Below are 12,792 nucleotides of genomic sequence, written 5' to 3' on the forward strand. Positions count from 1 at the left end.
TTAGTTTATTTTCTGCAAATAAAATTCCGCCTGATCACCTTCTCCATTTTTGTTAAATTCTAATACTCTCTTTTCAAACTCAACAATCTCTTTTTTGGTGAAGATTGAATTTTTGGGATTAACATAGTATGATCGTTTATCCATCAAAGAAATATTTTTAGAATATTGTTCACTTCCCCACAATTGCCAGCTTCGGGAATCATAATTAATTTTCTTTACTTCGAAACCGCAAGTTTGAGCTAAAATCTGAATAGATTTTGTTGTATGTAAAAATAAGTGTCGCGGTGCATCTAGAGAACACCAATTTTCTCTATATTTTTTAAAAGCATAAGAATCGGCAACCGGAATTCTTATCAACAAATATTTTCCCTTATTCAAAAGTTTGTTGGATTGCTTCATCACTTCATCAGGTTTTTCCATATGTTCAAATGAATGATTGAACATTATAAAATCAAACTTACCCGCAAATTCATCAAAGTTCTGTTTTATAATTTTTAATCCGTTCTTATATGTGATTGTTTCATCTAGGAAAGGATCGAGACCAATTACTTTATTAAAACCGGATTCTTTCATTTTATGCAAAAGAATTCCTTTACCGCAGCCAACATCAAGAATTGAATCATTTAACCCGACACCAGCTATCTTTAATCGAGTTATATAGGTAGGTTCACCAAATTTTTTGTATATAATACTTCCAATTAAAGTTTTTTCTCCCAATGCAGCTCTATCACGCAAACGATTGAGCAAGGCTTTAAACTTACTTTCATGTTTTTGCTGATACGTGAAATAATCTTGTGGGTAATGAGCGGAATAATTTTTTGGTGGATTTAGTAGTTGAAGGCATCCGCAGTTTGAACACTCCAAGTAATCAAAAACTTCTCGGGTTCCAAAATACATTTCTCGTACTTTAAGAATTTTATTTTTTGAAATGCCATTACAGATTTTACAAGTAAGTTGATTCTCGGACATTATTTATATTTCTTTTTAGACTTCCACAAAAACTTGAGCCAATCATTAAGTTTTTTTTCCTGTCCATTTTCTGAAGGGAAATAAAATTGTTTGTTCTTCAAATCATCGGGTAAATAATTTTCTTCCACAAAATGATTTTCAAAATCGTGAGCGTATTTATAATTATTTCCGTATCCAATTTCCTTCATCAATTTAGTAGGTGCATTACGTAAATGATTTGGGACCTTACTTAAAGGATTTTTTCTAACTTCACCCAATGCACTTTCAATTCCGAGATAAGACGCATTACTTTTTGGCGATGAAGCAAGATAAGTGACACACTGTGCAAGAATTATTCGTGCTTCCGGCATTCCAATTTTATGGATGGCACTAAATGCAGCTTCCGCAAGTACAAGCGCGTTTGGAGAAGCGTTCCCAATATCTTCAGAAGCAAGAATAATTAATCTTCTTGCTATAAATAACGGGTCTTCACCACCTTCTAACATTCTGGCTAACCAGTAAAGTCCGGCATCTGGATCACTGCCGCGAATACTTTTTATAAAAGCCGATATTACGTTGTAATGTTCTTCTCCATCTTTATCATACAATATATTTTTTCTTTGTACGATATTTTCAAATATTTCTTTTGACAGAACAATTTCATTTTTATCAATTTCCTGAATTACAGCAGCTTCAAATATTGTTAACATTATCCTTGCATCACCGCCGGAAAGATAAATTAGAAAATCTTCATCAATAACTTTAACGTTTAGTTGATTTAGAAACCCATCTTTTTCAATTGCGGATTTTAAAATATCAATCAAATCAAGTTTGGATAATTCTTCCAGCACGAAAACTCTTGCACGAGAACGTAAAGCCGGAATAACTTCAAAAGATGGGTTCTCCGTGGTAGCACCAATTAAAATTAAAACACCTGATTCAATCGAACTTAACAATGCATCCTGCTGAGCTTTATTAAAGCGATGAATCTCATCAATAAAAAGAATAGTACGCTTATTTAAATCTTTATTTCGAGTTGCGATATCTATAATGGAACGAATATCTTTCACCCCGCTAGAAACTGCATTTATTTGAAAAAATTCTGCTTTAGTTTGATTTGCAATAATTCTTGCGATAGTTGTTTTACCTGTCCCAGGCGGTCCCCACAATATAAATGATGAGGGAGTATCATTCTCAATCATCAAACGAATTGGTTTTCCTGAACTGAGTAAATGCTGCTGTCCAAAAAAATTGATTATAGTTTGTGGGCGGATTCTTTCTGCGAGCGGTGTGGTAGGAATTGTAATTTTGCTATTCATTATTTGTTATTTGTTATTCATTGAGAGGAGTCTTCGGTGAAGCAATCATTGAATTAAAAAGTTAAATAATATTTAAGTGGTAACTAACTTTCAAGACTGATTCATCTTTTAGGGATTAGCAATGACATTCATTCTCATTCTTCTGGCTTAAACTCAATCTTTTTTCATTTGGTCTAATCATATCATAGTTTTCTCGAGCAATCTTTTCAATCTTGGCAGGAACACTTCTTTTTAATGAATCGATTTCAACTTCAAGTGATCTATTCTCTTCTTCCAGTTGAGATATTCGCGCATTCAAATCTTCTAACTCACTTTTAACCTTTGCATATTTAACAACGCCATTACTATTAAATACAAGATATAAAGTTCCAATAATGACTACAGCCGAAATAATATAGAAACGTGTTTTTTTATTTTCTAAAAATTTCATTTCAAACTTAAAGCAATAATTTTTTCAACAAGTTGTTCGAAACTTATTCCAACTGCTTTAGCCATTTTAGGAACAAGACTTAATGATGTCATTCCAGGTAAAGTGTTAACTTCTAAAGTATAAACTTTATTATCAGGGCTTAAGCGAAAATCAACTCTGGCATAAACTTCGCATCGTAGTGATTTACATGCTTGTACCGCTATTTCTTGAAGTGATTTTGCAACTTCTTCTGTAACGTCCGCTGGCACAATGTATTCGCTCATTCCGGAAGTATATTTACACTCGTAATCATAAATTCCGTGCTTTGGTTTGATTTCAAGAACCGGCAATGCAACATCATCTATAACCGCCACAGTTAATTCTTTTCCAGGAATATATTCTTCCACCAGAATTCTGTCTGAATATTCAAATGCCTTATGCATAGCTTCATCAAGCTGATCTGATGATTTACAAATTGTTAATCCAACTGTGGACCCCTGATCATTAGGTTTTATAACAGCAGGAAATCCAAATTGATTTTCAATTTTTTTTCTTACCTCTTCTGAAGTGTGTTCACCCTTTTTAAAGTGAAACCACTTAGGTGTTGCAACTTGATATTCTTCAAAAAGAATTTTTGACATAATTTTATCCATTGCAATTGCGCTTGATAAAACCTTAGAACCAGTAAACTTAAGGCCTTTTAATTCCAATAAAGACTGTATCGTTCCATCTTCGCCATACTTTCCGTGCAATGCAAGAAATGCAACACTTATTTGTTCAGCAGAAATAAGATTAACAGCATCAAGATAATTTTCATTCGATATTTCAGCGTAATCTGAATCCGCAAAATAATCTTCCACATTAATTGGCTGATTTATCCCATATGCAGGATCAAGAGGAATGACATCATAACCAAGATTTAACAATGCCTGGTATACAGATTTACCTGTTGATTTTGAAACTTCGCGTTCAGGTGATGTGCCGCCGAGCAGTAAAAGTACTTTATGTTTTTTTTCCATATTTAAATAATTTCGTTATACATTTCTATTATCTACAGAAATTCCGTAAGTGGATTTTGCAATTTTTAATATTGCACTAATATTCTTTTTAGAAAGTTCTTTTGGTTTTCCTATTAATCTTGCCAACAAAAATATTTTAGCCGCGTGCTCAAGTTTTTCCATCTTGTAATAAGCATCATCTAAACTTTTACCAAGAGTCACTGCACCGTGATTTTCCAATAGCATTGCCCATACATAATTAATATGTGGTTCTAAACTTTTTGGAACACTATCCGTTGAAGGTGTTGCATATTTACATAAAGGTATTTTTCCAAAAGTTAAAAATACTTCAGGTAAGTAATGTTTATTCAAGCCTTCACCAATCAAGGCAAAAGCAGTTGCATATGTTGGATGACAATGCACAACTGCATTAATTTCTTTTCTTTTTTGATAAGAATAGAGATGGATCTTATGTTCTGTCGATATTTTTTGTTTACCAGATAAAACTTTTCCACCCAAATCAATTTCAACAATATCTTTTTCTTTTACATCACCTTTGCAAATACCGGAACGAGTAATTAGCACTGTACCCGAAGCTGTTCTACAAGAAAGGTTTCCATCATAAGCGGCAACAAAACCTTTTGCATAAACCTTATGACAAATTTCAACTAACTTTTTCTTTGAAGACATTTTAATTCTAATTCTTCCATCAGCTTTAAATTAATTAATCCATCTTCACCGGTTGCATGAGGAGTATCATTTTTTAGAAAAGATTTTTGCACTGATTTTATCACATAACCCATTTTGTTTCCACGTTTACGAAAACTTTTTCTGGTTTCATCTTCCAAAAGAATTGTAAGTTTTGGAGCAAGTAATTTTCTCCCAATAAGATTATCAATTGCAATTGCACCTTTGTGGCAAAGAATTTCAACTCTGTTAAAAGCTTTTTTATTATTAAAAGATACATTAAAAGTTCCATATCCACTTTTAGCAAATTTAACAATGCCTAAAGCAAAATCATCAACTTCACTTTGGTAAATTAGATTCCCAACAACACCATCAATTGTTTCAATCTCACCGCCAAAATATCTAAGCAAATCGATCATGTGGGTTCCAATGTCACGCAGTGCACCGCCACCGCTTAATTCTTTTTTAAATCTAAAATTATTATCAGGTGGAGAATCAATATTAAAGTGAACATCTATTGAAACAAGCTTACCAAGTTTTTGATTAACGATAAGTTCTTTTGCTTTAATAACAAGTGGATGAAAACGATGCACATAATTAACAGCTAATAAAACATTGTTTTCTTTACAAACATTTACCATTTCTTCAGCTTGCTGTGAAGTTATTGCAAGGGGTTTTTCACAAAAAATATTTTTGCCCGCCTTAGCCGCTCTGATAACCTGTTCATAGTGATGAACATTGGAACTGGCAACAAAAACAGCGTCAATATCCGATTTCAAAAATTCATCAAAATTATTAAATGAGCCTTGGATCCCAAATTTTTCTCCAAGAGATTTTGCCCGGTTTATATCTCTGCTGTACAGAGAAATGACTGAACTTTTTCGTGTCATTCTAACTGCCGGTAAAATTGAATTTTCGGCAAATCTTCCGCAGCCGGCAACGCCCCATTTAATTTTTTTACCTTTGTATAATTTTTCAACCATTTTATTAAAGCTTTAAGCGTTCCATTAATTTTAGGATGGGTTTAGAATTTTGCATAATATAAAAATGCACACTTGGAACATTTCTATTTAAAAGTTCTTCAACCTGTTTTGCTGCCCACTCTATCCCAATATCAGTAACATGCTCAGGCTTAGCTGCCATTACTTCATCAGCAAGTTGATCCGGGATATTGATATAGAAATTTTTGGGAACTGAAGTTAAGTGCGCTCGTGAAGTTAAAATTTTTAATCCGGGAATTATTGGGGCTTTAATTCCAATTTCATTACACGACTCAACAAATTTGAAATAATATTTATTGTCATAGAACATTTGGGTAACAACATAATCAGCACCGGCATCAACTTTTTCTTTAACAAATTTTATATCTGTTTTTAGATTTGGTGCTTCAAAATGTTTTTCCGGATAACCGCTAACACCCACACAAAAATCCGTTGGACGAGCATCAAGTAAACTATCTTCTAAATATTTTCCGCTATTCATATTCATAATCTGACTAACTAATTCAGAAGCAAATCTGTTTTTACTTTTACCTTCCGGAATCGGTTTTTCATAACCTGAATCATCACCTCGAATAGCAAGAACATTTTGTATTTGCAGATAATCTAACTCAATTAAAAAATCTTCTGTTTCCTCTCTTGTAAAACCTTTTGTCAAAACGTGCGGTACAGCGTCAATATTATATTTATTTTGAATAAGTGCGCAAATACCAAGTGTACCGGGTCTTTTCCTTTTTACTTTTTTCTGAATTCCGGTTGAAGTTTCTTCGTAAATAACTTCTGCCGCATGTGAGGTTATATCAATAAATGGCGGATTATATTTTGTAATATCATCAAGTACAGATAATAAACCTTTAATATCGCCGCCGCGCTTAGGTGGAATCAGCTCAAAACTAATTAATGGTTTTTTTGCGTTTTCTAAATGTTCAATTACTCTCATACAATCTCAATTTATTAGGAATACATTTCTAATATAATAATTCTTTCTTAATTCGTTATAATTCGTGAAGTTAGTGGCTATCCGGAAAAACACTTTTGCCTAGAATTTGCAACGACTATTCTCGAATAATCTTCAAAAAGTTCTTATTCTTCCTTATCGATTCTTCATCAGTTCTAATTTTCATATATCTACCTGTTAGCCAAAGAGGATTCTGATCTTTATAATTATCACTCATTACATTTCCGGATTGCCCTGTTGTAAGTATTAAATAAAACTCATCCGGATTTGCAAAATCATAAATAAACCTCATTGATGGGCCAAGTACATTATCAAACTCACCGTGACGAAACATCGAGAACTCTTCGATACTTTCCGTAAAAGGATATTCAGTATTATTTATTGTTGTTCCATCACCTCCAAGTTCAAAAGGACCAATATTTATATATTTATCTAAAGGAGAAAAATTACCGCTAAAAGCATGTTTAAATGTTACTTTGTGCATTCTGCCCCACTGCCAGTTAACTAAATCTTTTCCGTAATTTTCTTCAAGATAATTTAACGCATCAGCTAAACTTTTTCTGATAACTTCTTCGCGAGTTTCCCGCTTATTAGTTTTTACATCATCAAACCAAATTGAGTTTGGTTTTTCTAAAATCTGCAGCAAACTTCTGTAAGGTACATTTGCAAGAAATACAAAACGGTTGTAAAGATCATCACCCATTTCATCATAATAAATATTTTTTAGCAAATATTTTAAATACACCGAATATATAGCTGGAATCTGGCTGTACTTATTCAATTCATAATCCCATTTACCCAACAGCTCAAGAGATGTATGCAAATTTTTGTCTTTTACTTTTATTCCCTCAAAAGCTTTTAATAGATACGGAACGATAGTTCTTGCATAAGGAGAGATTTGATCCATCTGATATTTCTTAAAATCATTAACGGAGTGCTTTTTTTTAAAAGTTAATAATTCCCTTATTCTATCAATACGTGATGAAGGTTCCCAAAGATTTGAAATATGATATTTAAAGTTCTTTAATGTTTTATTGTTAGCAGAGGCTATAAAATTTTCTGTAGGATTTAATACAATTGGGATTTCCTGTGTAGAAACAAATCCTTTCCAATCATTGTCCGAAGTTGTTCCATCAAAAACCAAAGTCGGATTGTTACTGTTACGAAGCGGAATTCTTGCACCCATTATGTAACCGATATTTCCTTGTTTATCAGCATAAACAAAATTTTGACCGGGAATTCCAAAATATTTTACAGCTTCACGAAACTCATTCCAGTTTTTTGCTTTATTAATTTTATAAAACGCTAACATCTCATCGCTAAAATCATTACCAGACCATCGCATACTAATTGGCGGAATTTTTTTATCATCTTTATTATAAATAAATGCAAATGGATGAATGTTTGATATTATTGGACCACGATGGGATTCCTTAATCGTAATTACCTGATCTTTACCATCTTTAACCTTTATCGTGTCTTTAATGATTTTTAGATTTTGCCACTGTCCATCAATAAAATATTTAGTCTTTGATGAATCAAGTTTTTCTATATAAAAATCTGCATCATCATTCATAACATTGGTAAGCACCCAGGAAATATTTTCTCCTTTGCCAATAACAACTCCAGGAACTCCCGGTAGAGTAACACCTGCAGCATTCCAATCTTTACTTTTAATAACCGCAGCGTACCATTTGCCCGGTGCATTAAACGCGAGATGAGGATCGTTTGCAATAATTGGTTTACCGGATACAGATTTGTTTGCATTAACAACCCAATTGTTTGAACCGATGTGTGTTCCAGTCCAGCCCATCATTTGTCGGAAAGCTTTATCGGTTTCTGCAAATGTAGAATTAATAGCTGGAAGATATTTAAAGTTATCTGTAATAATTGTTGGGGCATTTTCGGGATAATCGGGTAATATTTCTAATACTTTTTCTTTACCAAGTTTCTGTATAAGTTCTGCAAAAGAAAGATCAGTCCACCAGCTAATGTTTAATTCCCAGGCCATCATTTTTATTACTATCAAACTGTGTATGGGTTTCCAATGTTCCGGTTCATAACCGAGCACATCAAATTCTATAGCTAAATCACCTTTACGGTCTTTAAGATATTCGTTCACTCCATCAGAATATGCTTGCAAAATTTTCATTACAGTTGGATCATATTTATTGAAATTTTTTGCAATGTTTCTTTTTATTCCAACTGTCCGAAACATTCTATCAAACGGAATTGCTTTCTCGCCAAGTATTTCACTTAATCTTCCTTCACCAGCTCTTCGAATAAGATCCATTGTAAACAAACGCTCTTGTGCGTGCAAAAAACCTAAAGCAAAAGCGGCATCTTCATCGGATTGCGCAACAATATATGGAACAGCAAAGCTATCACGGTAAACTTCTATATCAGAAATTACTTTGGAAGAAGAAATCTCTCCTGAATATTGAGGAAGAGATGATGAAAGCATATTGTAAAATATCCAGCCAGCTATTATAAATGTAACAAAAAATGTTAAAGACAAGCCAATTAATATTTTTTTCCACTTGCGCATAAAGTTTGATTGTAATGTGATGGTCAAATATAAGAATTATTTTTGAGGGATTGGTTTAACTTTTTAATTTACAAATTGGAACTAATGGCAATCCAAATTGGATTCATCAACAACTTGTGCTGAGATTTTTGGTGAGATGTATGGAATTCCTAGTCCCATTCCGCGCACAATAAAAAGTAATCCAAGCACTAATGCAAAAACAGGGACAGCTTTAGTAATTTTTCTTCTAATGTTAAGATTAATAAATTTTCCAAAAATTGTTGCTGCAAACATTGTTGGAACAGTTCCTAATCCGAATAAAATCATAACTGCTGAACCGGAAATTGCATCGCCACTTGCAATTGCACCTGCTAAAGCCACGTAAACTAATCCGCATGGCAAAAAACCATTTAGAATCCCAATTAAAAACATAGCGGAAAAAGTTCCGCGTTTAAATAAATCACTTATTCCGGACTTTAATGGTGTAGTTATTTTTTGAATAAGTCTATGTTGAGTTATTTTTGCTTTATACTTTGGTGGGATTAATACTGCGATTACAATTGCAATCCCGAGTACGATAGAAATGCTTTGCTGAAAACCAGAAATTACAAGTCGTGAACCAAGTAACCCAAAAACTGCACCAAGAAAAGAATAAGTTACAACTCTGCCAAGATTGTACAATAATCTTCCAGTAACAAAAGAAAGATTACCTGAATTTGGAATCGGAAGTGCAATTGCAATTGGCCCGCACATACCAATACAATGAAAGCTTCCGAATAACCCGACGAAGAATGCTGTTAAAATTTCTGGTGACATTTTTATTAAATAGAATGCAATTGAAATAAATTAAACACTGAAAGGTCATTTCGAAGGAGTCTTCTGCCATAGACATCCCTTTGGGAGACTGAGAAATCTGAATCACCAAAGGAACGAGATTTCTCCCTTCGGTCGAAATGATTATATTTTTTCATTCAATTGAAAATTCATCCACAATCACTTAATTAATTACAAAAGAACTTTCTTTATAATACTCAGCTGCCTCATGTGAAAAGTTAAGTTTAACTTTCCAATAACCTTTATCCATATTTTGTGTTGAAATTAATTGCTGTGCAATTGTATCAATAGATAGAGCTACTGCAAAATCTTTTTTAGAATTTGATGGACGATAAAACTGAATTGTACCAATAAGACTTTTTTTAGCAAATGAGTTGGGCAAAACTAATCTAATAAAACCATTTTCAGGATTTATGCTAACTTCATTACCCATTATATTGGTTCTGTTTATCCTATCAATCTGCTCTTGATGATGAATTCCTTTATTGTAATAATCACTCGCAACCAAATCAACATCCTGACTCATTAAGAAAATTACTGTGCCAATTGTAATCGTCATGAAAACAATAATTGTAATGAGAATTCCAGTACCCCAATTAAATTTACTTTTTTTCATTTATTTCCACCGGTCCTAAAAATGAGGTCTTAACTTTTTTAATCAATTTATTTCCATCGTAAATACCTATTTCAATCGGAGTATTCATTTTACTTAGCTTACTTTTATCCATCAATACAAGAAATTTTGTTTCAACAATCTCTTGAGATTTTAATACAATATTTTTTCCAACTAATTTTAATTCACCATCAGCAGGATTTTCGAGTTTAATCAGAACCGGAGTTTCATTAAAGGTTTTGTTAACAATATTTAAATCATAAACATTACTAATTTTTCCATTAGGCTGTTCTTGAAACAACATGCCCGGTGTTCTTAAAACATTTATAGAGTAGTCGGTTCTTACGGAAAGCAGATAACCGAGAACACCAACTAACACAACAAGAATTATTGAATAGAGCATCATTCTTGGAGTGATTCTGAACTTTGTTTTATTTTCAATTCCGTTTAATGAATCATACCTAATTAATTTCTTAGGGCGATTGATTTTTTCCATAACTGCATCGCACTCATCAATACAAGCTGTGCAGTTAACGCATTCTAATTGAATTCCATTTCTAATATCAATTCCGGTTGGGCAAACATCAACACATAAATGACAATCAATGCAATCACCTTTTGGTGATGCTTCTTCACCTTTTTTTAGTTTACCACGTGGCTCACCGCGTTTATGATCGTAGGCTATTACAATTGAGTCCTGATCAAGCAGAACGCCTTGCAATCTTCCATAAGGGCAAACAATAGTGCAGGCTTGTTCTCGGAAAAAAGCAAACACCCAATAAAAAATAAGTGAGAAAGCAATGATTGCAATAAATCCACTCAAGTGTGCGCTTGGTGGCTGTGTAATAATTAAAATAACCTTATCAACACTAATTATGTACGATAAAAAGATATGCGCAATAAAAAAAGCAATTATGAAGAAAATAATATTCTTCAATCCTTTTTTAAAAAGTTTTTTGCTATTCCATTCTTCAGCATCAAGTTTACGCTGATCCCTTGCATCTCCTTCAATCCAGTATTCAATCTTGCGGAAAACCATTTCCAAAAATACTGTTTGTGGACATGCCCATCCGCAGAATATTCTTCCAAACACTACAGTAAACAAAATGATAAAAACAATTATTGAAATCATTGCAAGAACAAAGAGATGAAAATCGTGAGGGCCGAAAGGAATGCCAAACAGAATAAAATTTCTGTTTAAAAAATCAAACAATAGAAATTGATGACCGTTTACCTTTATAAATGGAACTATAATTAAAAACGTTAAAAGAAAAAAACTAAGAATTGTTCTAGCGTTATAAAATTTACCCGAAGGTTTCTTCGGGTAAACCCATTTTCTTTTTCCATCATCAGTTACTGTTGCAAGTTGGTTTCTATATTCTTGTTTATCTTCAGCAATTTTAGTTTCATTAGTTTCCATTTCACTCTCAATATTATTTCAATAACATCATTTAGATGCAGCAGTAGTTGAATCAGATTCTGTCCAAATTGGTCCTTCGGGTTGTTTTGGATTTGCAGGTTTTGTTCCGTGCAATGAAATAACATAACTGGCTACTTCTTGCATTTGTTTTGGATTTAGCTGACTCTGCCACGCTATCATACCCTTTGCAGTTACACCGTATTTAATTGTTTTAAATACATTTTTTATTCCGCCACCATGAATCCAATTATCATCAGTAAAATTCGGACCAACCAATCCACCGCCATCAGCAGCATGACAAGCAACACAATTTGTAGTGTAAATTTGTTTACCCTCATTAATTGCTGCCGGATCAGAAAGAAGTGTTACTGATTCTTCATTTAAAAATGCTCCTGAATTCATTAATGCTGCACGTTCAACTTCTGCCTGTTTAACTTGAATTGCATATTCTTCATCTTGAAGCGGACTTGAATTAAACACATGGTAATCAAGCATATAAATAATTGAAAATGTTATTGTTAAATAAAATAGCCATAAAAACCATGGTGGAATTTTACTATCAAGTTCACGAATTCCATCATAGTCATGGTCTAATAGCAACTCATGTTCGGTTTCAACAGGAGTTGTTTTTGTAATGTATCTTCTAAACTTTGCAAAAGCAGAAGGCTGTTTTTGTAAAACTACTTCTTCCTCAGCAACACCTTTTCTACCTTCATAATATACAATTGCGATAAAGCTAATTATGATAATTGAGATAAGAAACATCGCAACAATATCATAATACGAAGGAGGAAAATCTGATTCACCTGCAGCAAAAATTGGTGAAGTAAAAAACAAAATAAGTGCTGCAAGCAAAACGGTGAAATGATTAAACTTTTTTCTCATATAAATCACCTGTATTGTTAAAATTATTTTCTTCCTCTTTTTCAAGAGGAAGGTTTTCCATTATCTTTATATAATTTTCATCTACCTTAAACATCCAAATAAGGATGAGAGCAAAAAACAAAACGAATACAATCAAAGAAACAATCGGATAAATCGAAACTCCTTCTATTGATTGTAGTATTTCTTTATACATCTT

At 32.9% G+C, this 12,792-nt stretch carries 13 protein-coding genes; all 13 read right to left on the reverse strand.

Annotated features, from left to right (window positions below; genetic code table 11):
• A complete protein-coding gene (locus IPJ23_08815; protein MBK7630791.1) occupies positions 1–969 on the reverse strand; it encodes a class I SAM-dependent methyltransferase in 969 nt (322 codons plus the stop codon).
• Positions 969–2,267: a replication-associated recombination protein A gene (locus IPJ23_08820; GenBank protein MBK7630792.1), complete on the reverse strand. Its 1,299-nt coding sequence runs from the start codon at positions 2,265–2,267 to the stop codon at positions 969–971. Before IPJ23_08820 ends, IPJ23_08815 begins: the two co-directional genes overlap by 1 nt.
• A 115-nt stretch (positions 2,268–2,382) precedes the next feature.
• Positions 2,383–2,697 carry a septum formation initiator family protein gene (locus IPJ23_08825; protein ID MBK7630793.1) on the reverse strand — a complete coding sequence of 105 codons (315 nt, stop codon included), beginning with the start codon at positions 2,695–2,697 and terminating at the stop codon, positions 2,383–2,385.
• On the reverse strand, positions 2,694–3,695 hold the full coding sequence (locus IPJ23_08830; GenBank protein MBK7630794.1) for a D-alanine--D-alanine ligase: 1,002 nt from the start codon (positions 3,693–3,695) through the stop codon (positions 2,694–2,696). The genes IPJ23_08825 and IPJ23_08830 overlap by 4 nt, the downstream gene beginning before the upstream one ends.
• A gap of 15 nt (positions 3,696–3,710) precedes the next feature.
• Positions 3,711–4,364: a class II aldolase/adducin family protein gene (locus IPJ23_08835; protein MBK7630795.1), complete on the reverse strand. Its 654-nt coding sequence runs from the start codon at positions 4,362–4,364 to the stop codon at positions 3,711–3,713.
• Positions 4,343–5,344 (reverse strand): Gfo/Idh/MocA family oxidoreductase, encoded by a 1,002-nt coding sequence (locus IPJ23_08840; GenBank protein MBK7630796.1) that lies wholly within the window; start codon positions 5,342–5,344, stop codon positions 4,343–4,345. Before IPJ23_08840 ends, IPJ23_08835 begins: the two co-directional genes overlap by 22 nt.
• A 4-nt stretch (positions 5,345–5,348) precedes the next feature.
• Positions 5,349–6,299 (reverse strand): methylenetetrahydrofolate reductase, encoded by a 951-nt coding sequence (locus IPJ23_08845; GenBank protein ID MBK7630797.1) that lies wholly within the window; start codon positions 6,297–6,299, stop codon positions 5,349–5,351.
• Positions 6,300–6,414: 115 nt separating this feature from the next.
• Entirely contained in the window at positions 6,415–8,865 is a 2,451-nt protein-coding gene (locus IPJ23_08850) for a penicillin acylase family protein (protein ID MBK7630798.1), read from the reverse strand.
• A gap of 81 nt (positions 8,866–8,946) precedes the next feature.
• Complete coding sequence (locus tag IPJ23_08855) at positions 8,947–9,660, reverse strand: sulfite exporter TauE/SafE family protein (protein MBK7630799.1); 714 nt, start codon at positions 9,658–9,660, stop codon at positions 8,947–8,949.
• Positions 9,661–9,841: 181 nt separating this feature from the next.
• Positions 9,842–10,294, reverse strand: coding sequence for a FixH family protein (locus IPJ23_08860; GenBank protein ID MBK7630800.1), 453 nt, complete (start codon positions 10,292–10,294; stop codon positions 9,842–9,844).
• Positions 10,281–11,711 carry a cytochrome c oxidase accessory protein CcoG gene (gene ccoG, locus IPJ23_08865; GenBank protein ID MBK7630801.1) on the reverse strand — a complete coding sequence of 477 codons (1,431 nt, stop codon included), beginning with the start codon at positions 11,709–11,711 and terminating at the stop codon, positions 10,281–10,283. Before ccoG ends, IPJ23_08860 begins: the two co-directional genes overlap by 14 nt.
• A gap of 27 nt (positions 11,712–11,738) precedes the next feature.
• The gene (locus IPJ23_08870) at positions 11,739–12,596 is read right to left on the reverse strand and encodes a c-type cytochrome (protein ID MBK7630802.1); all 858 of its coding nucleotides are present in this window, start codon (positions 12,594–12,596) and stop codon (positions 11,739–11,741) included.
• Complete coding sequence (locus tag IPJ23_08875; protein ID MBK7630803.1) at positions 12,580–12,789, reverse strand: cbb3-type cytochrome c oxidase subunit 3; 210 nt, start codon at positions 12,787–12,789, stop codon at positions 12,580–12,582. The genes IPJ23_08870 and IPJ23_08875 overlap by 17 nt, the downstream gene beginning before the upstream one ends.
• Positions 12,790–12,792: the final 3 nt, after the last annotated feature.

It is taken from the genome of Ignavibacteriales bacterium, assembly GCA_016709765.1.
Classification (GTDB): domain Bacteria; phylum Bacteroidota; class Ignavibacteria; order Ignavibacteriales; family Ignavibacteriaceae; genus IGN3.

Bases quoted from the DNA above. Each gene is read 5' to 3' on its own strand.
- IPJ23_08855 (MBK7630799.1), bottom strand. From the start codon at position 9,660: ATGTCACCAGAAATTTTAACAGCATTCTTCGTCGGGTTATTCGGAAGC.
- IPJ23_08830 (MBK7630794.1), bottom strand. From the start codon at position 3,695: ATGGAAAAAAAACATAAAGTACTTTTACTGCTCGGCGGCACATCACCT.
- IPJ23_08825 (MBK7630793.1), bottom strand. From the start codon at position 2,697: ATGAAATTTTTAGAAAATAAAAAAACACGTTTCTATATTATTTCGGCT.
- IPJ23_08840 (MBK7630796.1), bottom strand. From the start codon at position 5,344: ATGGTTGAAAAATTATACAAAGGTAAAAAAATTAAATGGGGCGTTGCC.
- IPJ23_08875 (MBK7630803.1), bottom strand. From the start codon at position 12,789: ATGTATAAAGAAATACTACAATCAATAGAAGGAGTTTCGATTTATCCG.
- IPJ23_08850 (MBK7630798.1), bottom strand. From the start codon at position 8,865: ATGCGCAAGTGGAAAAAAATATTAATTGGCTTGTCTTTAACATTTTTT.
- IPJ23_08845 (MBK7630797.1), bottom strand. From the start codon at position 6,299: ATGAGAGTAATTGAACATTTAGAAAACGCAAAAAAACCATTAATTAGT.
- IPJ23_08820 (MBK7630792.1), bottom strand. From the start codon at position 2,267: ATGAATAGCAAAATTACAATTCCTACCACACCGCTCGCAGAAAGAATC.
- IPJ23_08870 (MBK7630802.1), bottom strand. From the start codon at position 12,596: ATGAGAAAAAAGTTTAATCATTTCACCGTTTTGCTTGCAGCACTTATT.
- IPJ23_08815 (MBK7630791.1), bottom strand. From the start codon at position 969: ATGTCCGAGAATCAACTTACTTGTAAAATCTGTAATGGCATTTCAAAA.
- IPJ23_08835 (MBK7630795.1), bottom strand. From the start codon at position 4,364: ATGTCTTCAAAGAAAAAGTTAGTTGAAATTTGTCATAAGGTTTATGCA.
- IPJ23_08860 (MBK7630800.1), bottom strand. From the start codon at position 10,294: ATGAAAAAAAGTAAATTTAATTGGGGTACTGGAATTCTCATTACAATT.
- ccoG (MBK7630801.1), bottom strand. From the start codon at position 11,711: ATGGAAACTAATGAAACTAAAATTGCTGAAGATAAACAAGAATATAGA.